Below are 22,048 nucleotides of genomic sequence, written 5' to 3' on the forward strand. Positions count from 1 at the left end.
AAGCTTAACCTTATAGAGTTAATGCACGAGTTGTAATATCGGTTTATTTAACAGGCTATCATAACTTCTTGATTCTGGCACCCGATTCATGAGTTTGGTTATTTGATTCTGTAAAACTATGGCTTCAGAACTGAGTGTGATTTGCTGACTGATAATCGACAAAATATCCATGTCCAGTTCAGTTAATACTTTGCTAGATTCCTTACTGTCGGTATAAACCACTCCCACTAGTTGGTTATCAGAAAATAGTGGAACACAGGCAAGTGCTGCAATCTGTTTGCGTTGAACACTCTCACGCTTAGCCAACATAGCATCCTGACTGACATCCATTGCTACCACAGGATTAGCGCTATTAATCGCTTTCATCATAGCGCCAACACTGCCTTCGAAAGAGCGGTTATCAAAGTCAGCTGGCGACATACCTAATACTGCACCTACTTTTAGACTTTGAAAGTCATGGCCAAGCATCACAAGACCGCGCTGAGTTCCCATCAGACTGATCACTGAATTAAGCTGCTCCTGCAGTGTATCTGCAAGCATATCGTCAGCTAGATGATTAATAGATTTACTCTGTTCCAGCCGCCAGTGATTATGTGACTCAATGGCTTTAAGCTGTTGCAATGTCTTGGCTTCAAATAGGCAATCTACATCGCCTACAGAGATCAGCTCATTGCCATTCAATAAACTGGCTTCGACTTTGACGCCATTGACTTTAGTGCCATTTTGACTGGCCTGATCATTAAGATGCCACCCATCAGCGAGATGCGACATTAGCGCATGCTGCCTGGAAACGGTTGGATGCTTTAAAACTAGATCGCAGGAGCTAGCCCGACCAATACGATAGTTGGACTGCTCATAGAGAAATGCTTCTGTTGCAGGTTTGTCTGAATAACAGACTGTAATCTTAGCTGGCATAGTCGGCTAGTTATGGTTAGTTAACAAGACGCAAGCTGAACCTTAACGTATTTGCATACGCAATCAGCTCACCAGCGACATTATCAATATCACGACTGGAGCGCCAGACATCTGGAATATCGTCAGGATCAGCCAGCTCAATAATTCTGCTAAACTCATCCACCTTATTACTGGCAAGTGTATAGTTTTGCGCCGTAATTAGTTGTTGCACCTCATTCAGTTTACTACTCAACTGATTATAAAGAATCGGCTCAATTTGGGTTGAGAACCCGGCAAGACTGTTGCTCAGACGGTTGTACTTGGTATTCACTACGGTAAGAACCGGTCTTAAATCCGCAACAATCAAAAACTGAGAAAACTTACCGGTAGTACCGCGAGCACGGTAACTGCCTGAGCCCATGGTTGCGGTAATATCTTCAAACTGACCATTTAGAGGTGCCTTAAAGAATCGCAATGGTGTACCCGGCAAATACTCCAAGTTATGGGTGTGAATATCTACCGTAGCCAAGCCCGAAAAGGCAAAGCCCTGATTTGAGGGTGGCTCAATGGTGATCAACATTGGAAAAGCTGCCAATAAATTGACATCCAATAAATTTGGTAAACGGTTTAGAATGCTCAAATCAGTAATATCGATTATTTCGGCTGAAATACCGATATTGTCTGCGGTTAAGCCAACGGAGTTTTCGAAAGTCAAAGTTAAATCAGCTGATACGTTCCCTGTAAGATTGATTACTGCTTCAACTTTATTGCCTTGAACCGTCAGTTCCACAGGATCTGCCTTGCTGGCAATTGATCCCACACTCAAAAATAAAACGGTTACGCTTAAGGCTAGAGCTTTAAAAGCTGTCATCATCACTACCTCGCAACGTGAGAGAAATATTTCATTAGATATAACTAATGGAATATACAAGTTCAAAATACTTAAATTTATGCATTTAAGCAAGAATGCTTTGCGATAAATTGAATAAAAAGTAGGCTTCCCTGCCTACTTTGCTCGTATTATCAATAAACGTTAACATCTAGGTTAAAGTAAATTATCCGTACAACTTGCTAACTTATTGATAGTACGAATCGTAAAAACGTCCGATCAGAACCGCATACTCGGCACGACTCACTGTACTATCGGGCTCAAAGTAAGCTACTAATGTAGGCTGCAGATCAAACGGGCCCTGCTCCACTTTGAAGCTCACGCCAATAATGGATAAGTCTAAAGCCAACTGAACATAGCCTCGCAAATGTGCTGGAATCTGATCCTGGTCTAATACAGGTACGCTTTGACCATTGTAGTCGACCGTAATGTCACCACTAAAGGCTTCTGCCTGCTCCTGCAAGCCAAGGCTTTGCACTAAAGAGTATGCCAGCTCTACTCTGCCCACTTCATCGTTAGGACGGAATTTAGCACCATCAGTTAACATAACAGCCCCCTGCTCCTGAACTCGGTCTTTTAACGCACCGCCAGTAGCACTAACTGATTCGGCAAATGCTGCCATCTCACCACTGACGTCACTAAAACTAACCTGCTCCTGATTCAATAAATCACGGTATTGACGTACTGCTGCGCCCATCACCAGATACTGGGCCAATTCTTTACGCTTCAAAGCGCGATCAGGACGGAAGAACTTATCATTAAAGCTGTCCACTAAACGCTCACTGGTCGCAAACTGGATGGCGTTCTCTGCTGGATGACCTGCGATGTCATCAAGACCTTGATAACCACCTGAGGTGAAGATGCCGATCTCTCCGCTCACAATTTCAGGAACACCGGGGCCGTTCGTTGTGCCTGTAGGGTCAGCCTCGACACCTGACAACGAAGTCAAACCATAGGCTGATAGCTTCCATGTACCTTCCTGTGCTGGAGCCGATACACGCATAGAGGTGGTTAACACTGGTAAAGTAAGATTACCGAAATACTCAGTACCATCAGGAGCTTCCAGCTTTAACTTAATGGTATTTGCCAAAGACTCAGCAGAAGCAGAAATCCATACCGCATCAGGCCCTACGGTAAACTCATGAACTTCAGGCTCGCCCACAGGCGAGTAAAGCACTTCGAACGCTTCAGGCGCGGCTGGCGGAAGCACAATGGCATTGCCATTGAAAGTATTCAGGTTATTGACCGTTACCTTATGCTGAGGGTCATAATTGAGCGCTGCAGCAACCGCCGCATAGGCATTCACATATCCTGCACCAACTTCCCACTTTTCGTAGCCAGGCATGTTGGTTGCGGTTTCCTGAATCAAACGTTTGGTTTCAAGCGGAGTCAGATTAGGGTTTGCCTCAAGCATCAGAGCAATAACGCCGGCCACGTGCGGTGTAGCCATTGAAGTACCTGATATCATGGTGTAGTAAGGCACATACTCGGTTTCAATCGCTTCAAGATCGGCCTCGCCACCATTTGAGACCAGGTTAGTAGTGGCGCGAGTTGAAATAATATCAACACCCGGAGCAACAATGCTTACTTCATTGTTGTAGGTCCACTCAGTTCCGTCAGGCATGGTAAAAGTGCCGGTTTCATCACGCTTGCCGCGAGAAGAGAAATCGATCAAAGTACCTTGTTTAGTACCTGCGCCAACAGACATGCCCCAAGGGATCTGCGCGTATGGGTTATGGGTATCTTCGCCAGGACCACTGTTGCCAGCAGCGAAAACTGAAATCATGCCCAGCTTATAGGCTTTATAAGAGGCCACAGAAATTGGACCCTCTGGCTCATACTTGCCACTGGAACCCCAGGAATTACTCATCACGCGAATCGGTGAATTGAAATCGTAGATATGAGTAATGGCATAATCATATCCACCCAGAGCATCCAAAATAGATAAGCCAGCACCAGATCCGTAACCGACCAGTTCTGCATCTGGAGCTGCGCCTTTGTACTTACCATCTGAGTTAGTACCCCAGCCAGCAACCGTTCCCGCACAGTGAGTACCGTGGCCAACATTCAAGTCGGTATTTAATTGACCCTCGATCCAGACTCCATCTACCGGCGTTAATGACAAGGCCTGAGCATGAGCAATGGCCTGAACGTTCTCGACTACTTTTGACCCGTATTCAAGATCAGCCAGAGTCGCATCAATACCTGAATCGTTGACCATAACGGTAACGCCTTTACCGGTAAAACCAATACCGTTTTGCTGCACGAATTCATCACTTTGCAACTTTTCAGCACCAGTAAGCTCGCGAGCTTCAGCATTGAAATATTTAAGACTGCGATTGGCAAACACAGAACGGACACCATCCATTTTGCTGATTTGTTCAATCTGTAGTGGCGTTGCTACAACACCAATAATTGGCAAAGATTTAAACTGAACGCCGTCAGTGATGCCTAAATCCATAAGTGCCTGGATTTGCTCAGGTGCCAATTGATCAAGCTGGTCAAATGTTACCACTGCCATTGTGCTGTCAGTGATAGACATGGTTTGTAAGCTCTGCTGCAGTTCCGAACCGATGACCGCCTCTGCTGCGGCATTCAGGCTAAAGCCAGCCAATGTCGCAGCCAGCGCTAGTCGCTTGATTTTTGTGTTCATTAATACACTACCCCTTTGGTTTAAAATAAAGTTACGCCTTACCATTCATTGCAAGTCATTTTTGACTTATTAACTATCGGTGCAATTACTCAGATTGCATCAGGGAAAACCCCTAACCATGAATTGAAACTATTTGTAATTATTTTTGTGGGAATATAAAAAAGAGGGCCCGAAGGCCCCCAACGCCTCTCACGAGCAGTTACTGGATCAGGTTCGACACCTCTACATCAATTGTGTAGTCAGTCGAAACGCTGATATATCCATTGACTCTCAGGGTATAGTCACCACCCTGTTCAGGTCGGAATGAAATTACTTCGGGGTTATCTAGGGAAGCACTGCTGGCTACAACAGTACCGCTTGAGTCCAGAAGCTGGAAGTCGAGGTCAGCTACACCACCCCAGCTAAGCACTGCGTCAATAGCTACAGCATTGTCGCTGACGGTGATGACATGGTCATTGAACTGAATATTTTCCGCAGAAGGGCCAATATTACCCTCTATGAGCTGCTGCTCAGTCGTAATTGAAGTACCATTATCAACCAGCTGACCATCCAGTTTCAGGCCGTCAAAACTGATAGTACCTTCAACGTTTTTGATAGAAAGGCTGTGTACCTGCGACGTATTTAAGTCGCGTAACACAAAAGCCTTTGTTGCGGACTCCGGGGAATAGAAATCGATAACCCCTTTACTTTGGCCATTCAGGAAAACCTCGCCATGGCCACCTTTTTTGTTAGCGGTATAGAGAACTTGAATACTGTCACCAATGAAGTTGAACATGACTTCAGCATTGTTACGACGACTTTCCAGGTAAGTTCCATCAGTGCTCTCAGTATCTGACTTAGTGCTCCAGCGAGATACATAGTCAATCATAGAGTCGTTCTCAGAAACCACTTTCCAGTTGCCTTGGGATGACCATTTTGTTTCACCAGCCAGGAACTCAGCACGTTTACCTTCAGTAACACGAGCAAGCTCTACAGCTGCTTTAACATTGATATAGCCGCCTCCGACTTGATGGAACTCATAGCCTTCCATGGGATCAGCAGTATCACGAATAATTTCTTCAATCTGGTCAGGAGATAAATCGGGATTAACTTCAAGTAACAAGCCTGCAACACCAGCAACAAATGGCGTGGCCATTGAAGTACCACTCATACCGGCGTAATAGACGTCATATTCAGGGTATTCTGGGTCAAGAACTGGTCCTAATAAAGGTAAGGCTGTATTCAAAGCTTTAGTAGAAATGATGTTACTGCCAGGCGCTGTTACATCAGGAGCTTTGAACTCGTCACCAGCAACACCACGACTTGAGAAGCTCGCTAAATCACGGTCTTCAGTTCCTGCTGCAACGTTAATGGTCCAAGGAGCAACACCATAAGGATTCAGCGTGTTATCGCCCGGGCCATCATTGCCCGCCGCAAAAGTAACTATGATGCCTTGCTTATAAGCTTCATAAGATGCCTGATTCGTAGGATTGTTTGGATCAAACTCTGCGCCACCGGCACTCCCCCAACTGTTGGTGATAACATCGATGCCATATTTCTCTTTATTGCCTATGGCATAATCAAAACCAGCCAAGGCATAAAGAATCGAAATAGCATCACCAGCACCGATACCAACCATGGTTGCATCAGGCGCGATACCGTCATGATAATTAGCGCGGCGAGCATCATCGGCAGAAGCTGCACCAGTACCGGCAACTGTGCCAGCCACATGAGTACCATGACCGGAGCTGGTATCACTGTTAGGAACTCCTTCAAGGAAGAGATTTAAGCCGCCAGCAAGATCCAGATCGCCAACAATTTTAACGTTCTGTACCACTTTTGAACCCAGCTGCAAATCAGGATGTGTCGCATCAACACCGGAATCAAGTACAGCGATGGTTGCACCGCGGCCTGTGACATTTTCAACATCATGCACATAATGGCCGCCAGTGATTTCACCAGAGTTGTAGTTGTAATACTTTAATGGCGCATCGTAGTAAATACTTTTCACGCGCTCATCTTTGGCAAGCGAATTAATTTGTGCTTTAGTGAGAGTTGCTCCAGCCATTGGAAGCGTTTTCATCGCTAGGTATGGCTGACCAAGGTTAGCCATGACATCATTCAATTGTGATTGGTCATGGGTAGTTACAATAACTTTGGTTGGCGTCAACGCTGTAGGTAACATTTCTGTTAACTCAGGTCCAATAATTGCGTCTGCGTGAGCGGTCCCTGCTACGGCTGCCAAAACACTGGCTGTGATAATCGATACAGTTGGTTTCATGGTTTGGTCCTCGTAGTCAAAAATAATAATTATTTGGTTTCGACTACGACTATGCACAAATCCAACGAGATCAGATATTAGGTAAAGCCCCCAGATCATGCAGGGGTTTTCCCCTACTTAAATAATGCACAATGAAAAGAGCCACCTACATAAGGTGGCTTTACAGGCTTTAATTGTTAATTATAAAGGATTTCCTTTCCTATCTAACATGATTGGGTCACCGTAACCAAAGGCTTTCACTCTTTCCAGCTGAGTCGCGGCATCGCCAACAATAACGTAGATCATTTCCTGTTCATCAGCATACTTCTGATAAATCTGCTTAGCCTGCTCAACGGTTATTGCTTCAAGTTGGGCCTGCTCTTTTTCAATAAAGTCAAATGGCAAATCAAACTTGCTGACTTCATTAAGCATAGTCAAAAGATTTTCAATCGTTTCATACTCACGAGTACTACGCTTAATCAATAGGTTCTTTGTAGTATTCAAATCCTGCTGAGTAAAAGTTTCATCGTAATTTGCAATCAGCTCTTTGAAAATCTCCAAGGATTCTAACGTGACGTTTGCACGGACCTGTGAATAGGCCATGAAAGGCGCTATATAACGAGCTTTAGCAATATTGGTATAAGCACCGTAAGTGTAACCCTTTTCAATACGCAGGGTCTGGAACAATCGTGCACTACCACCTGCTCCTAGGCGGTTTTGCGCAACTGTGAATGGGTAATAATCAGGGTCATCACCGCTTAAGCCACGCTTACCCACGATAATGACGGATTGCTTAGCATCGGGGATATCAACGAAAAAGACTTTTGGCGAATCAAACGACTTAGGTTCTTCGTATTCTGGCAACACAATAGCATCTCCTGCCCATGACTCCGACAGCTTCCTTATGCCAGCTTTTGCCTGCTGATGATTGATTTGGCCGACCACATGAATAGCAGCATTCTTTGGTGATACGGCTTTATCATAAAAAGCTTTCACATCTTCCAGGTTGATAACTTCAACAGATTCAGAAGTACCACCTACTGGAATACCGGCACGATGCTGGTTACCATAAATCTGGCTATAGAAGGCTCTACTAGCAACCGCAAAAGGACTCGCTTCACTTTGCTTAATGCTATTTAACTGTTTAGCCTTCAGGCGCTCAAATTCCTTAGGATCAAAGCGAGGTTCAAGTAACATCTCACTTAATAAATCCATCGTCGGCTCATAGTTTCTAGCTAAAGTTGTACCTATAGCAAATATCGAGTCATTATTCGCATCGAAACGAATACTTGCACCTAGTAATCCAATAGCATCTTCCAACTCTTCAGGTGTTTTGGTAGCTGTCCCTTCGTTCATCAACGCTGCTAATAAATTTGCTACGCCGTATTGTCCATCCGTTTCCAGCCAGGCTCCACCATCAATACGCAAAGCGAAACTCACAATAGGCAACTCATTGTGCTCCATGCTATAGATTTCCAGGCCATTAGAAGCTACTGACTTTGAAATTTCTGGAATAGAAACTTTCGGAGTATCACCTAAAGGAGGTTCGGAGCGATCATGTTTAGTTGGTGTTTTTTCGTAATCAGCTGTCGCATCAGAATCAAATTCTTTTTCTGCTCCCTGAACGATTTTCTCTTCAACAACGTCAGCTTTTGTTGAGCCTTCAACAATCAGGCTTGGTTGATTTTCAGGAACAAAACTGGTCATGATGAAGTTCTTATCTTTGATATATTGCTCATACACACGATTGATATCTTCACGCGTTACACTTTTTATATTTTCAATATCTTTTGCAATATAAGCCGGGTCACCAGCGTACTCATTATAGATGCCTAATTGGAATGCCTTACTAAGGACACTTGAAATACCGTTATAAAAAGAGGTTTCCTGTCTGGCTTTAATGCGCATTAAGTCAGTGTCACTGAAGCCTTCTTTTTCAAAGTTGCTCAGAGCCTCCTGAATGCCTTTATAGACCTCGTCTAAATCGACACCTTCATTTGCTCTGACACGAATCGTGAAAGTCCCTGCGATTTCATTTGAGCCATTGTAGGCTGCAACTGATGGAGCCAGTTTTTGCTCTTCGACCAGCACCTTGTATAAATGCGCTCTTTTACCACGACTGAGAATTTCACCCAAAGCATCTAATGCATAAGAATCTTCATGGTACTGTTCTACCGTAGGAAAGGTTAAACGAATTTCTGGAACCTTAGCAAAGTTATCAAGATGATAAAGCTTTTTAGTTTCGTTCAACTCAACCGGCATTGGCTCAGGATCTTCTACTGGCTCTGATGACTTAATTTCACCAAACCATTGCTCAACCATCTTTTTGGTTTCATCAAAATCAATATCACCTGCAATCACCAAAGTAGCATTCGCTGGGCCATAGTATTCGCTATAAAACTCTTTAACATCTGCAAGAGTCGCTGCCTGCAAATCATCCAGATCACCGATTACAGTCCAGTTGTAAGGATGGCCTTCTGGGTAGAGGTTTTTGAGAATGACATGCTGGGTGTGTCCATAAGCCTGATTATCAACGCGCTGTCTTTTCTCGTTTTTGACAACCTGCTTTTCTCTTTCCAAAGCGCCTTCAGTTACTGTATTGATCATAAAGCCAAGACGGTCCGAGTCGATCCACATTAATTTCTCTAGAGCATCCTTTGGAACAACTTCATAATACATAGTGCCATCTGTCCAGGTACCACCATTACGGGTGCCGCCAAGCTCTTCGATCAGTTTGCGGTTAGCGCCTTGAGGGACATTTTCTGAATCATTAAATGCCATATGTTCAAAGAAATGAGCAAAACCAGTACGCCCTGGTTTTTCGCGATTTGAACCCACATGCACTATTGTAGCCATGGCAACAATCGGATCAGACTTATCCTGATGCAGAATAACGGTTAAACCATTATCTAATTGATATTTTTCAAACGGAATTTTAAATTCAGTTTCTTGGTTAGGCTGTGCCTTGTCAGAGGATTGTTGTTTATCGCTAGCTCCGTTATGCTGGCAGGCGACAACTAAAAAAAGGGGTAATAGAAACAATAGCTTTTTCATTGGTACATCCTGATTGTCTGACTAAAACTTAAATACGCTAGGTTTTCAGCATTAGGCTATTGTAACCACGCTTTTATCAAATAGCATTTTGTAATTGTTAGCAGTTATTTCACACAACTGTTCATAACTAATATGGTGCAGATCAGCAACAAACTGCCCCACTTCTTTGACGTAAGCGGGTTGATTGGTTTTGCCACGATATGGAACTGGTGCCAAGTATGGCGAATCGGTTTCGATCAGCAATCTGTCCAATGGAATCTGGCGACAAACTTCTCTTAACTCTTCAGCATTTCTGAAAGTCACAATTCCTGAGAATGAAATATAAAAACCAAGCTCTAACGCTGCCTGTGCCATTTCCAGGCTTTCAGTAAAGCAATGCAAAACTCCGCCACACTCTTCTGCCTTTTCTTCGCGCAGAATCTCAATCGTATCCTGACGGGCATCTCTTGTATGAACAATGACTGGCAAGTTAGCCTCACGCGCTGCTCGAATATGCTTACGGAAACTTTCCTGCTGCAACTTATGGTTCTCCGGATCTTTGTTATAGAAATAATCCAACCCTGTTTCTCCAATGGCAACCACTTTAGGGTGTTTGGACTTTTCCACTAACAAGTCAACATCAGTCTCGGATACTGCATCGTAGAGAGGATGAATTCCGACTGAACATGAAATATCGTCGTGAGCTTCTGCAATAGCACGTACATCATCGAACTTATCAATTGTGATGCCAACGCACAGCATATGTTTTACGCCACGTTCGCGGGCGTAATCCAAAGCTTTATTGAGGTCGTTATCGTATGCACCCAGATCAAGGCGATCCAGGTGGCAGTGTGAATCTATCAGCATAAGAAATTAATTTGTGGGGATGGGTTACATCGTGTGAGTAGGTTTATCAGAATCAAGTCGACCGGCTAACAGGTTTTCAATTTTGTTTTTAGTTTGACCGTTATCCTGATCACTGAACTGAATACCAATACCTGCACGTTTGTTACCTTGCGAACCAATTGGAGTAATCCAGACAACTTTACCGGCAATCGGTAGTTTTTCTGGCTCATCAATGATGGCAAGAAGCATAAAGACGTCGTCACCCAAGTTGTATTCTTTATTGGTTTGAATAAAAATACCGCCATTCTCCAGGAACGGCATGTAGGCTTTGTAGAGATCTTCTTTGTCTTCGACATGAATGGTTAATATGCCGGGACCAGTTCTTTCTATCCGCATCGGGTAACTGCCTTAATCGTGAAAGTCTTAATAACCATTAACCAGTTTCTAATATAATTAATCTAACGGTTTGTATTTACTGGCAATTTGGGTGACAAAAATCAACAAGCTTTGCCACGATGCCATTAGATTAACGGGACTTTTTTGCTTAATCAACCGTTGGAGCTCATTTATTTTCTCCAACAACATCAACCAACCTTGCCCGTTAACGGCTTTAGCGAGCGCTTCAAGCTCCTGTTTTTGTTGCATAAAGAGCAAATCAGCCTCTTTACCAACTTGCTGAAGCAGTAGAATATCGCGCACCATCAGCTGCATCCAAAACACCGCATCTGCCACCTCTTCATGCCAGAACTGAGCCATTTGGATAGGGGTATTGCTTCCCTGGACCAAATCATCCATCTGAACAATGAACTCGGCATATTTCAGTGTATCACCATTAACCCCAAAGTCTTCAGCTTTATAAGGTGCTTGCGGAAACAGGTTCACAGCGGCCTCTAGAGCTTGTGTCATATTACCCTGTCGCTCGACCAGCCATTGCTTAACAACCTCCAGATCATCTACGCTCAGTGATAACAACTGGGCACGACTACGAATGGTTGGCGGAACCCCTTGTAACTGTGAGGTTTGCAGGATAAGCAAGGTATTCTCTTGGGGTTCTTCCAGGGTTTTCAGCAAGGCATTAAAAGAGCTGGCATTCATGGCCTGAACATTGGCAATATTGGCCACTTTCCAGCCGCCCTGATGCGATGATTCCTGCATCGAAACAATCAGTTCGCGCACCTGCCCCACTGAAATTTGCGTCTTGTCCTGCTCAATATCAAGTAAGTGATAATCTGGGTGATGACCTGCTTCAAATAGGAAGCAGCTTTTGCACTCGCCACAGGCTTCATCTTGCCGGTTTAGGCATAGCAGCCATTGCGCCAAACTTGTAGCAAAAGTCTCGCGACCAATCCCGTCCGGCCCCATCAGCAAAATGGCGTGTGGCAATGAGCCTTGCTGGAATTGATCCTGCACACGCTGAAAGCGGCTTTGATTCCAAACTTCGACGGATGTCATGAGCTGGAAACCTGCTGCTGATAAAAATTCATAAGCACCTGCTCAATCTGTTGTTGAACCTCTTCTAAACTACCGCGCGCATCGACAATCTTGACGCGTTCAGGCTCTTGCTGAGCAATCTGCAAATAGCCATCACGCACTTGCTCAAAAAACTCGACTTTCTCTTCTTCGAAACGATCAATCGGCCCTCGTTCCTGCGCGCGCGACAAGCCAACTTCTACTGGCAGGTCCAATAATATCGTCAAATCAGGTTTAAAGCCTTCCAGCACCCATTGATCCAGTGCGACGAGCTTATCAAGACCAAGCGCTCTGCCCGCGCCCTGATAGGCAAAGCTGGCATCGCTAAAACGATCACACAGCACCCATTGGCCCTGTTCCAGTGCGGGTTTGATTTTTTGGCTGACATGTTGGGCTCTTGCGGCGTACATTAACAATAACTCACTTTTGGCATCCACCTGTTCATCACGCTTTGATAAAAGCAGTTCGCGAATTTCTTCGGCCAATGGCGTTCCGCCTGGCTCGCGCGTATGCAGTAGTGAAATGTTTTTGGCTTCGAACCACGCCTTTATGAACGCAATATTGGTGGACTTGCCGACACCTTCAGTGCCCTCAATGGTAATAAATTTGCCTGTTTGCTTATTAGTCATAATATCCATTGGCCACTATCGTTTTAATTGGTACTTGCGAACAGCGCGATTATGCTCTTCTAAGGTTTTGCTAAAATGATGGCTACCATCACCTTTTGCCACAAAATAGAGTGTATCACCGGGCTTTGGATTTAAGGCCGCCTGAATCGCCTCACGACCAACCATGGCAATGGGTGTAGGTGGCAACCCTCGGTGGACGTAAGTATTCCAGGGGTGAGGATTTCGAATATCCTTGTAACGGATGTTGCCATCAAATTCCGGCAACAGGCCATAAATAATAGTTGGGTCAGTCTGTAGCAACATGTTCTTTTCAATACGGCGAACGAACACACCTGAAATTTCAGGGCGCTCAGCGGGAACGGCAGTTTCCTTTTCAATGATAGAAGCCATTATCAGAGCTTGATAAGGTGTTTCATAAGGCAAACCATCAGCACGTTTAACCCACTCTTCGTCCAGCACGCTTTGCAGGCGAGCATAAGCACGCTTGAGAATATCCAGGTCAGAATCACCTTTTGTAAACTGGTAAGTATCCGCATAAAACATGCCTTCAGGATGTGACTGCTCAACAAAGTCCAATCGGTCAAAGATGGCCTTATATTCCTGGCTGTAATCAAGCTCATGAGTTAAATCAGTGTTGAGTTCTAATGCAACCAATAACTCATAGATATTGGAACCTTCAATAACCGAAAACTGATACTTGATGACGTCTCCTGCGACCAGTTTCTGCAACACGTCCACCGCGGTCATATCAGGTGTTACCGCATAATTACCGGCCTTTATCGAACGCAGTTCAGGTTTTAGTTTAAGCAGCAGCTGATAGTAATAGAATTGCTGGATATTGCCCTCCTGTTGCCACTGGCGGCCCAGGCTATAGGCACTGGTACCCTTTTTAACATCAAGCTCCTGCTCAATCCCCAGTGGCTGTTGCATAAAATCCTGGAAACCGTTCCATAAATACCAGGTGATACCTGAAAAAATAAGCACCAGCAAAATGAAGAAAGTTAGAATAGGTTTTTTCATCAATACTCTTTAAATCGTTTATTGTAATAAGAATGGTTGATTATTAATCGACAAAAGCAGATTTGCGATACATCTGAGCCAGTTCCTGCCAAGCTGGATAGAGCCTAAAGCTCGTCGCCCCAATCGCACACACTGGAATAATACCGACTATTGCATTAGATACCAAGCAGTAGCGAGCCGAAGCCATATCTTTGTGAGTGATTTCTGCCTCTACAAAGTCAGGTTGGTTATTTAACAACCAACGCCGAACTGTGCCATTAACTCCTGCCAACTCTAACTTTGGCGTTTGCCACTGGTCATTAAGGTAAAAATAGATATTCGATTTAGTGCCACATATCACCTTGTCATTGAGGCTCATAATGCCGTCGAAGCAGTCCATCGGAACTTCCTCTGCCGCCAACACTTCAGCCAGTCGATTGCAGTGCTTAACGCCCGCTAAAGCAGGATGAATGATTGGTGGAGTTGAGCAAATGGCTAAACGGACCCCAGAATCAAAACTGGCCGAAGTGCTAATGGGTGACCAGCTCAAGATACGCTGCACCTCTGGAGAAGCAGGCGCTTTATAACCTCTTATCCCCGAACCTCGACTAATGGTCAATCGGACAACGCCATCGACCGCCCGCGAAATGTCCGGCTGTTCTTTAATGAAGGCCTGCAATTCCGCTTCAATAAGTGTTAACTCTAGAGACGGGAAACCAAGCCTTTTGGCACTAAACATCAAACGCTCAGAGTGCAAAGCCCAATGCTCAACTCGGCCGCCAGTGACTTTAATCGTCGTGAAAAATGCATCGCCATACAGCAAGCCACGATCCGAAATCGCAATCTCCTGGCTCGGCTGACCATTAAGCCATGTATGGCTGGATGAAATATTGGTGTCTTTCGAATTCATCAAAGCATTCTAATGCAAAAGCAAACAAGATACAGCGCAAATTTAAAAGCTCTTATTTGAAACCCGGGCAACAAAAAGGAACTCGCCGAGGGGTGAAAAACTGCATCTAGGAATGAGCCACTGGTTATGGATCCCCGCTTTCGCGGGGATGACGACATGCGAGCCGATTATGAAAGTACCCAAACAACGATTGGATTTATAATTGGAGTTAAATTACGAAAATAAAAGCTACTTTAATTTACTAAACACCAATGAACCATTAGTGCCACCAAAGCCAAATGAATTACATATCGTGTTGTCGATTTTGGCTTCACGTGCGGTATGTGGCACATAATCCAAATCACAACCTTCACTTGGATGATCAAGATTGATGGTTGGTGGCGCTACCTGATCACGAATGGCCAATACACTGAAAATAGCCTCAACTGCCCCGGCAGCACCAAGTAAGTGACCGGTCATCGACTTGGTTGAGCTGACTATAACTTTACGTGCAGACTCGCCAAAAACGGTTTTAACTGCATTGGTTTCCGCTAAATCACCTGCTGGTGTTGAAGTACCGTGAGCATTTATGTACTGAATATCTTCAGGGTTAAGATTTGCATCCTGCAGTGCATTGTGCATGGCACTTGCTGCACCCTCACCATCTGCCGGCGGTGAAGTAATATGGAAAGCATCACCACTCATGCCAAAACCGGTCAGCTCGGCGTAAATTTTTGCACCACGGGCTTTGGCGTGCTCATATTCCTCAACCACCATAACACCAGCGCCATCACCCATTACAAAACCATCACGATCTTTGTCCCAGGGGCGCGATGCTGCATGCGGATCATCGTTACGGGTAGAAAGCGCTTTTGCTGCAGCAAAACCACCTATTGAAACAGGCGTAGAGCCTTTTTCAGCGCCGCCAGCCAACATGGCATCAGCATCACCATAAGCGATCATACGCGCAGCGTGACCAATAGAATGAACGCCGGTTGTACAGGCAGTAACGATGGAAATATTAGGGCCTTTCAGGCCGTAGCGAATCGACAGGTGGCCTGAAATCATATTGATAATCGAACCCGGAATAAAGAAAGGAGAAATACGACGCGGACCACGCTCATGATTCAGTATGGTCGTTTCTTCGATGGTCGTCATACCACCGATTCCAGCGCCAACGCACGCTCCGATTCGATGTGCATTCTGCTCGGTTACTTCAAGACCAGAATCTTCCCAGGCCTGGGCACCAGCCACAATGCCATACTGGATAAAGATATCCATTTTACGGGCATCTTTTTTCTCTAGAATCGGCTCAGCATCAAAGTTTTTAACCGAACAGACAAATCGAGTGCTTAAATTGCTGGCATCAAAGTCTTCGATCATATTAGCACCGCTTCTTGATGCCAAAATGCCATCCCATGAATCTTTAATGTTGTTACCAAGCGGGCTTAACATGCCTAAACCGGTAACCACAACTCTACGTTTACTCAAGGAAATTACCTCTCGTTCAGTATTCAGTTATCAGCCCTGCGAGCAGTTTAAGTTTGAGTCAGCAGGACATTTCTTCAGCCACATGAAGGGCTTATTACGCCCAGAAATTTTTAAGCTCTATTTTTATAAGCTATAAAAACACAAATGGGCAAAATACTTTCGTATTTTACCCATTTTTGATTCGCTAAATATTACGAATAAATTGCAGACGAGTTAAATTACGCGTCAACATTCGCCTTAATGTAGTCAATAGCGGCTTGAACTGTGTTGATTTTCTCAGCTTCTTCGTCTGGAATCTCAGTATCAAACTCTTCTTCAAGAGCCATTACCAATTCAACGGTATCCAATGAATCCGCACCTAAATCATCAACAAAAGAAGCTTCAGCAGTCACTTCTTCTTCTTTAACACCTAATTGCTCAACAACGATGTTCTTTACGCGTTCTTCGATAGTACTCATCTGTTTTAAATCCTCTTGTATATCACAGTATTATACTGCGACGGTAGTTTAGTTAACTCCAGCAAACTTGCAAGTTTAAATTCACTTTTTTAGCAAAGGTCAGACCTGCATCAAGTTTTGCATAATAGCAGAATTGGCCGCTATTTTAATATGACAGTTGGTTAATTTAAAGCTGTTATATGGCCAATGGTCAGAACAGACTTTGGCCGTAATATCCGCTTTAAACCATGTGCATGCCGCCGTTGACGTTAATCGTTTCGCCAGTGATGTAACCCGCTTCGTCAGAAGCCAGGAAGTTCACAGCGCTGGCAATCTCTTCTGGCTGACCTAAACGAGCCATCGGAATCTGGTCAAACATGGCCTGACGCTGTTCGTCGTTAAGTGCTTTGGTCATGTCGGTATCAATAAAGCCAGGGGCCACCACGTTAACCGTAATACCGCGCGAACCTACCTCGCGTGCCAATGATTTGGAGAAACCAATCAAACCGGCTTTAGCGGCTGAATAGTTAGCCTGACCAGCATTACCCATTGTGCCAACAACAGAACCGATAGTAATGATACGACCCCACTTTGACTTCATCATGCTACGCAAACAGGCTTTTGACAGGCGGAAAATCGAAGTCAGGTTAGTATTCAGAATACTCTCCCACTCCTCGTCTTTCATACGCATAAGAAGGTTATCGCGCGTAATACCAGCATTATTCACCAGAATATCTGGCGTACGACCATATTCGCCTTTTATGGCGTCTAGAACACTTTCGATACTTTCAGGATCGGTCACATTAAGGGCCATTCCCACGCCATTTAAGCCAGCCGCTTTAAAGTTCTCGGTAATTTTTTCAGCACCGCTTTCAGAGGTTGCAGTACCAATAACCGTTGCACCTGACTGGGCTAAACGGTGAGCAATAGCCTGACCAATACCACGACTGGCGCCAGTCACTAATGCAATTTTGTCATTCAAACTCATGGTGTATTTCCTTTCAAATTATTCTGTTTATCAGCAAAACTTATTTCTGCGATCAGTCAGAAAGCGCTGCTTCGAATTTGTCTAAAGTCCCCAAAGGTGCTGCATTAAGCTCACGATCAATACGCTTGGCCAAACCACACAACACATTACCCGGGCCACATTCAAATAAGTTCAGCGCACCTTCCGTCTTTAGTTTTTGCACTGTTTCTGTCCAGCGAACAGGATTGTACAGCTGACGAATCAAAGCATCTTTAATTGCTTTAGGATCTGACTCAACAGCCACATCCACATTATTAATCACCGGGATTACAGGAGTGTTAATGTTGATACTTTCAAGCATGTGAGCAAGCTTATCGGCCGCAGGACGCATCAACGCGCAATGAGAAGGAACGCTGACAGGAAGCGGCAAGGCACGCTTAGCACCGGCAGTTTTACAGGCTTCCATGGCACGCTCAACGGCAGCAGCACTACCAGCAATCACGACCTGGCCAGGCGAATTATAATTTACCGCCTCAACCACTTCATCCTGGGCGGCAAGCGCACAGGCATCACGAACCTTTTCATCATCCAGACCAATGATAGCCGCCATTTTGCCAGTACCTTCCGGTACGGCTAGCTGCATGAACTGACCACGAGCTTCCACCAATTTAACGGCATCGGCCAACTCAATAACTCCAGCAGCTACAAGCGCGCTATATTCACCCAGACTGTGGCCGGCCAGGAATGCAGGCTGTTCGCCACCTTCCTGTTGCCACAAACGCCACAAAGCGACACTGGCTGTTAACAAAGCTGGTTGAGTGAACTCAGTCTGGTTCAACTTGCCCTCTTCATCCTTTTGCACCAGCTGCCACAGGTCATAGCCCAAAGCTTCCGAAGCCTCAGCAAAGGTGTGTTCGATGATAGGATATTTTTCAGCGATATCGCTAAGCATACCAACCGCCTGCGAACCCTGACCTGGAAATATAAATGCTGTTTTACTCATAATTAAATCTTTTTATTCAATTGGTTATCGGATTTATTTAAAGCTGAATCTCATAAAGAATCAGCAGCGATTTATGTGTTTAGACGACTTAAATATTTATTTATAAGCCTTTGTAGGTTGGATAAGTAAAGTGCCATTCAACAAAAATCACCATTGTTCGAATGTCGGATGACCCTTTACTTATCCTACCTACCTTTATTCATTTAGCTTTTATAGCGGTGCGTCACGACGCACCCTACAAATGATTCTGAAACTCAGCGCAACCGAAAAAGAGCTAGACAATGCTGAGGCGAGGCATCGATGTTTGAAAAGTGCGGCGTTGAGTCCACTCAATAACAAGCTTTTCAAACATTGCTACTACCGACACGTCCTCTTCTTTAAAGGGCGAGGCTAAGCTGAAACGCGGCATAAAAATGTTCCAAATATCATTCTTCAGCTCAGCTCCACCGAAAAAGAGCTAGACAATGCTGAGGCGAGGCATCGATGTTTGAAAAGTGAGGCGTTGAGTCAACTCAATAACAAGCTTTTCAAACATTCGATAACAAAGCCTCAGCGCAGTATTAGCTCTTTTGATCAATATTTTATTAGGGCGGAACCCCACGTAAACCCACCCCCAAAACTCTCCAACAAACACACATCACCGCGCTTAATGCGACCATCTTCAATCGCTTCACACATGGCTAAAGGAATTGATGCACTGGATGTGTTGCCATGACGATCAACCGCCACAACGACTTTATCCATAGACGCACCGAGTTTCTTGGCTGTTGCCTGGATAATTCGAATATTGGCCTGATGAGGAATTAGCCAGTCAATATCTTCTTTTTGCATATTGTTGGCTTCAAGGGTTTCATCGACGATTTGGCTCAGTGTTTTCACTGCAACCTTAAAGACTTCGTTGCCACGCATAACAATTTGCGGCTCTGGGAACTCGCCTAACTGGCCTCTTAGACCATTATTACAGTACAGGAGGTCGCCATAACCACCATCTGCGTGAATATGGGTCGATAGAATGCCTGGTTCTTCACTTGAAGTTACAACCGCTGCACCTGCGCCATCACCAAAAATCACACAAGTCGAACGGTCATCCCAATTCACCAGACGCGATAGCACTTCTGTGCCGACGACTAATACGTTTTTGCGATGGCCGGTTTTAATAAACTGGTCAGCGATACTTAAACCATAAACAAAGCCTGGGCAGGCGGTGGTGATATCAAATGCTGGTACGCCACCAATGCCTAATGCATGTCCGATATAACAGGCAACGCTCGGGAACATCTTATCCGGCGTAGCAGTACCGACAATAATCATGTCGATGTCAGTGGCTTCAATGCCGGAATTCTCAATCGCCTTCTTGGCAGCTTCAACACCCAAGTCTGATGCTGACTGATCATCAGCAGCGATATGACGCTTTTTAATACCGGTGCGCTCAGTAATCCACGCGTCGGTGGTATCGACCATTTTTTCAAGATCAGCGTTGGTTAAAACCTTTTCCGGCAAATAACTGCCCATACCAAGAATTTTAGAATATTTCACACTTACTACCCTTTAATCATTCACCGGATATTTATCTACAAACGACTCATCTACTGACTTTGTGAGAAAAAATCCACATGAGTATCTACAAATCTTAATGGCCACTGGCTGAATAGACTAGCGTTCTATTGGCAATACCAGATGGCTTACTTTATTTTGGATTTCTTGAGGAACTTGGCGTTCAATCTCAGAAATCGCTTTATTTATCGCGCACAAAGTCGCTTTGATATCAGCAGAACCGTGACTCTTGATCACAATTTCGCGTAATCCTAACAGACTTGCCCCGTTATACTGGTCGGGGTTGATGCGCTTTTGGAAACTTTTTAAGACGGGTTTGACCATCGCCGCAATCAATTTGCTGCGCCAATTGCGAGTAAACTCAACCTTCAGCTGATCATACAGGAAACGAGTAATTCCTTCACAGGCTTTAAGAACATTATTACCGGTAAAGCCATCACAAACTATGACATCCACATCACCATTAAATATCTGATTTGCTTCGACATAACCTACATACTTGATTTCGGCCTGCTTGCTTAGGATATCACCTGCCAGCTTGATGCTATCCCTGCCCTTACTCTGCTCTTCACCAATGTTCAGCAACGCCACCCTGGGTTCATCCTTCCCATCAACGGCCTGACACATAACATGGCCCATCATGGCAAAACTGGTTAGCTGCTCAGCGCTGGCATCAATATTGGCGCCCAGATCGAGCATGTGAGTTACAGTGCCTTTTTTATTCGGCAATTCTGCAACAATCGCAGGACGCTCAACACCGGGTAAGGTGCCAATCAGAATAGTCGCCAGCGCCATCAAAGCGCCGGTATTACCTGCGCTCACGCAAGCATCTGCAACATTATCACAAACAAGCTGCAAACTGACGCGCATACTGGAATCGGATTTATTGCGAATGGCCTGAGATGGCTTTTCGTCCATAGCGATGACTTCGGACGCATGCTGAATACGCAAACGCTCGCCGAATATGTCAAAAGCCTTGGGATTGATTCTAGAAACCTGCTTTTTGACCTCTTCTTGATGGCCAACCAGGTAAATAGTGATGTCAGAATGGATTTCCAGCGCCTTTAACGCGGCTGGAATAATAACTGAGGGGCCATAATCGCCCCCCATACAATCTATCGCTAGAGTTTTAGTCACGGGAACAGGTCAACATCATTCGGTTGTTAACGGTAAACTTATCATTGTTTTAGCCAGCTTTGAAACTAGCAACCAATAATAAATCGTTTCGGACCAAACACTAATCTTTCGTAGAGACTCAAAAAGAGCACTCTAAAAAAGAATTAAACGACTTTACGACCTTTGTAGAAACCGTCTTTAGTCACGTGGTGACGACGATGGATTTCACCAGTTTCATTTTCAACTGATAAAGTTGGTGCGCTCAAAGAGTCGTGCGAGCGACGCATGCCACGCTTAGAGCGAGTTTTGCGATTCTGTTGTACAGCCATTAGCGTTCTCCTGCTTAATCAAACTTTAAATCTTTTAAGGCATTAAAAGGATTATCCTTTTCTGCCTGCTCAATTGCTTCTTCTGGAAGCTCACCTGCCTGATAAGTTTCCAGTTCTTCACACTCACCGAATAAAGGAATGAGTGGTAGCGATAAAATCAGCTCATCTTCTACTGCTGATTTTATATCTAATCCGTCTTCTCCAACAAGCACCGGCTCTACGTCATCAGGGACATTAGCCATTTGCTCTTCCGAATACACCGGACGCAAAGTTGCCTGTCGGTCAAGTTTGAACATAAAAGGTTCAGTACAGCCCTGACATACTAATTCGACTTCACCAGTGAGAGCCACATGCAGTGAAGTTGTACGAGTATCTTTAACCCTTTCACCATTGATTTTACAGTGAATTTCGCCTTTTGATGAATTCAACAACTGGCGAAAACGCTCGAAATAATCAATCTCAAGGGTGGCATCTATTTCTTTGCCCTGGTCCACGAATTTATTGGGACTGAGCGATGCCGGGAACCTGCGACTTGACATAGGCGCGCAATAATACATATATCTTGTGGTCTAGTCAAAGCAAACCCGCTATTTTTAAGCAAATTTTGCCT

Annotated in this window: 19 protein-coding genes; all 19 read right to left on the reverse strand. The window is 44.7% G+C overall.

Annotated elements, in window-relative coordinates; genetic code table 11:
- Positions 1–18: 18 nt before the first annotated feature.
- Positions 19–915 carry an FHA domain-containing protein gene (locus tag HUJ19_RS09885; protein ID WP_290623940.1) on the reverse strand — a complete coding sequence of 299 codons (897 nt, stop codon included), beginning with the start codon at positions 913–915 and terminating at the stop codon, positions 19–21.
- 16 nt (positions 916–931) lie between these two features.
- Positions 932–1,768: a DUF6689 family protein gene (locus tag HUJ19_RS09890; RefSeq protein ID WP_290623942.1), complete on the reverse strand. Its 837-nt coding sequence runs from the start codon at positions 1,766–1,768 to the stop codon at positions 932–934.
- A 202-nt stretch (positions 1,769–1,970) separates the two neighbouring features.
- Positions 1,971–4,436, reverse strand: a complete 2,466-nt coding sequence (locus HUJ19_RS09895) for a S8 family serine peptidase (RefSeq protein WP_290623944.1) — start codon at positions 4,434–4,436, stop codon at positions 1,971–1,973.
- A 199-nt stretch (positions 4,437–4,635) separates the two neighbouring features.
- Positions 4,636–6,696, reverse strand: a complete 2,061-nt coding sequence (locus tag HUJ19_RS09900; RefSeq protein ID WP_290623946.1) for a S8 family serine peptidase — start codon at positions 6,694–6,696, stop codon at positions 4,636–4,638.
- 180 nt (positions 6,697–6,876) lie between these two features.
- Entirely contained in the window at positions 6,877–9,729 is a 2,853-nt protein-coding gene (locus tag HUJ19_RS09905) for a pitrilysin family protein (RefSeq protein ID WP_290623948.1), read from the reverse strand.
- Between the two features lie 51 nt (positions 9,730–9,780).
- Positions 9,781–10,575 carry a TatD family hydrolase gene (locus HUJ19_RS09910; RefSeq protein ID WP_290623950.1) on the reverse strand — a complete coding sequence of 265 codons (795 nt, stop codon included), beginning with the start codon at positions 10,573–10,575 and terminating at the stop codon, positions 9,781–9,783.
- A gap of 24 nt (positions 10,576–10,599) precedes the next feature.
- The gene (locus HUJ19_RS09915) at positions 10,600–10,950 is read right to left on the reverse strand and encodes a PilZ domain-containing protein (RefSeq protein WP_018624994.1); all 351 of its coding nucleotides are present in this window, start codon (positions 10,948–10,950) and stop codon (positions 10,600–10,602) included.
- Between the two features lie 57 nt (positions 10,951–11,007).
- The gene (gene holB, locus HUJ19_RS09920; RefSeq protein ID WP_290623953.1) at positions 11,008–12,006 is read right to left on the reverse strand and encodes a DNA polymerase III subunit delta'; all 999 of its coding nucleotides are present in this window, start codon (positions 12,004–12,006) and stop codon (positions 11,008–11,010) included.
- On the reverse strand, positions 12,003–12,653 hold the full coding sequence (gene tmk, locus HUJ19_RS09925; protein ID WP_290623955.1) for a dTMP kinase: 651 nt from the start codon (positions 12,651–12,653) through the stop codon (positions 12,003–12,005). Before tmk ends, holB begins: the two co-directional genes overlap by 4 nt.
- A 15-nt stretch (positions 12,654–12,668) precedes the next feature.
- Complete coding sequence (mltG, locus tag HUJ19_RS09930) at positions 12,669–13,673, reverse strand: endolytic transglycosylase MltG (protein ID WP_290623957.1); 1,005 nt, start codon at positions 13,671–13,673, stop codon at positions 12,669–12,671.
- Positions 13,674–13,716: 43 nt separating this feature from the next.
- Entirely contained in the window at positions 13,717–14,562 is an 846-nt protein-coding gene (gene pabC / locus HUJ19_RS09935) for an aminodeoxychorismate lyase (RefSeq protein ID WP_290623959.1), read from the reverse strand.
- 228 nt (positions 14,563–14,790) lie between these two features.
- Positions 14,791–16,032, reverse strand: a complete 1,242-nt coding sequence (gene fabF / locus HUJ19_RS09940) for a beta-ketoacyl-ACP synthase II (protein ID WP_290623961.1) — start codon at positions 16,030–16,032, stop codon at positions 14,791–14,793.
- A 218-nt stretch (positions 16,033–16,250) separates the two neighbouring features.
- Positions 16,251–16,490 carry an acyl carrier protein gene (gene acpP / locus HUJ19_RS09945; RefSeq protein ID WP_012801122.1) on the reverse strand — a complete coding sequence of 80 codons (240 nt, stop codon included), beginning with the start codon at positions 16,488–16,490 and terminating at the stop codon, positions 16,251–16,253.
- Positions 16,491–16,710: 220 nt separating this feature from the next.
- Positions 16,711–17,457 (reverse strand): 3-oxoacyl-ACP reductase FabG, encoded by a 747-nt coding sequence (fabG, locus tag HUJ19_RS09950; RefSeq protein WP_290623964.1) that lies wholly within the window; start codon positions 17,455–17,457, stop codon positions 16,711–16,713.
- 52 nt (positions 17,458–17,509) lie between these two features.
- On the reverse strand, positions 17,510–18,439 hold the full coding sequence (gene fabD, locus HUJ19_RS09955; protein WP_290623966.1) for an ACP S-malonyltransferase: 930 nt from the start codon (positions 18,437–18,439) through the stop codon (positions 17,510–17,512).
- Positions 18,440–19,012: 573 nt separating this feature from the next.
- Complete coding sequence (locus tag HUJ19_RS09960) at positions 19,013–19,975, reverse strand: beta-ketoacyl-ACP synthase III (RefSeq protein WP_290623968.1); 963 nt, start codon at positions 19,973–19,975, stop codon at positions 19,013–19,015.
- 117 nt (positions 19,976–20,092) lie between these two features.
- Entirely contained in the window at positions 20,093–21,130 is a 1,038-nt protein-coding gene (gene plsX / locus HUJ19_RS09965; protein WP_290623970.1) for a phosphate acyltransferase PlsX, read from the reverse strand.
- 143 nt (positions 21,131–21,273) lie between these two features.
- The gene (gene rpmF, locus HUJ19_RS09970; protein WP_018625004.1) at positions 21,274–21,438 is read right to left on the reverse strand and encodes a 50S ribosomal protein L32; all 165 of its coding nucleotides are present in this window, start codon (positions 21,436–21,438) and stop codon (positions 21,274–21,276) included.
- 14 nt (positions 21,439–21,452) lie between these two features.
- Positions 21,453–21,977 carry a YceD family protein gene (locus tag HUJ19_RS09975; RefSeq protein ID WP_290623973.1) on the reverse strand — a complete coding sequence of 175 codons (525 nt, stop codon included), beginning with the start codon at positions 21,975–21,977 and terminating at the stop codon, positions 21,453–21,455.
- Positions 21,978–22,048: the final 71 nt, after the last annotated feature.

It is taken from the genome of Kangiella sp. (genome assembly GCF_014762745.1).
Lineage (GTDB): Bacteria > Pseudomonadota > Gammaproteobacteria > Enterobacterales > Kangiellaceae > Kangiella.

Coding starts and splice junctions, on each gene's coding strand:
- HUJ19_RS09885 (WP_290623940.1), bottom strand. CDS start 915: ATGCCAGCTAAGATTACAGTCTGTTATTCAGACAAACCTGCAACAGAA.
- HUJ19_RS09890 (WP_290623942.1), bottom strand. CDS start 1,768: ATGATGACAGCTTTTAAAGCTCTAGCCTTAAGCGTAACCGTTTTATTT.
- HUJ19_RS09895 (WP_290623944.1), bottom strand. CDS start 4,436: ATGAACACAAAAATCAAGCGACTAGCGCTGGCTGCGACATTGGCTGGC.
- HUJ19_RS09900 (WP_290623946.1), bottom strand. CDS start 6,696: ATGAAACCAACTGTATCGATTATCACAGCCAGTGTTTTGGCAGCCGTA.
- HUJ19_RS09905 (WP_290623948.1), bottom strand. CDS start 9,729: ATGAAAAAGCTATTGTTTCTATTACCCCTTTTTTTAGTTGTCGCCTGC.
- HUJ19_RS09910 (WP_290623950.1), bottom strand. CDS start 10,575: ATGCTGATAGATTCACACTGCCACCTGGATCGCCTTGATCTGGGTGCA.
- HUJ19_RS09915 (WP_018624994.1), bottom strand. CDS start 10,950: ATGCGGATAGAAAGAACTGGTCCCGGCATATTAACCATTCATGTCGAA.
- holB (WP_290623953.1), bottom strand. CDS start 12,006: ATGACATCCGTCGAAGTTTGGAATCAAAGCCGCTTTCAGCGTGTGCAG.
- tmk (WP_290623955.1), bottom strand. CDS start 12,653: ATGACTAATAAGCAAACAGGCAAATTTATTACCATTGAGGGCACTGAA.
- mltG (WP_290623957.1), bottom strand. CDS start 13,673: ATGAAAAAACCTATTCTAACTTTCTTCATTTTGCTGGTGCTTATTTTT.
- pabC (WP_290623959.1), bottom strand. CDS start 14,562: ATGAATTCGAAAGACACCAATATTTCATCCAGCCATACATGGCTTAAT.
- acpP (WP_012801122.1), bottom strand. CDS start 16,490: ATGAGTACTATCGAAGAACGCGTAAAGAACATCGTTGTTGAGCAATTA.
- fabG (WP_290623964.1), bottom strand. CDS start 17,457: ATGAGTTTGAATGACAAAATTGCATTAGTGACTGGCGCCAGTCGTGGT.
- fabD (WP_290623966.1), bottom strand. CDS start 18,439: ATGAGTAAAACAGCATTTATATTTCCAGGTCAGGGTTCGCAGGCGGTT.
- rpmF (WP_018625004.1), bottom strand. CDS start 21,438: ATGGCTGTACAACAGAATCGCAAAACTCGCTCTAAGCGTGGCATGCGT.
- HUJ19_RS09975 (WP_290623973.1), bottom strand. CDS start 21,977: ATGTCAAGTCGCAGGTTCCCGGCATCGCTCAGTCCCAATAAATTCGTG.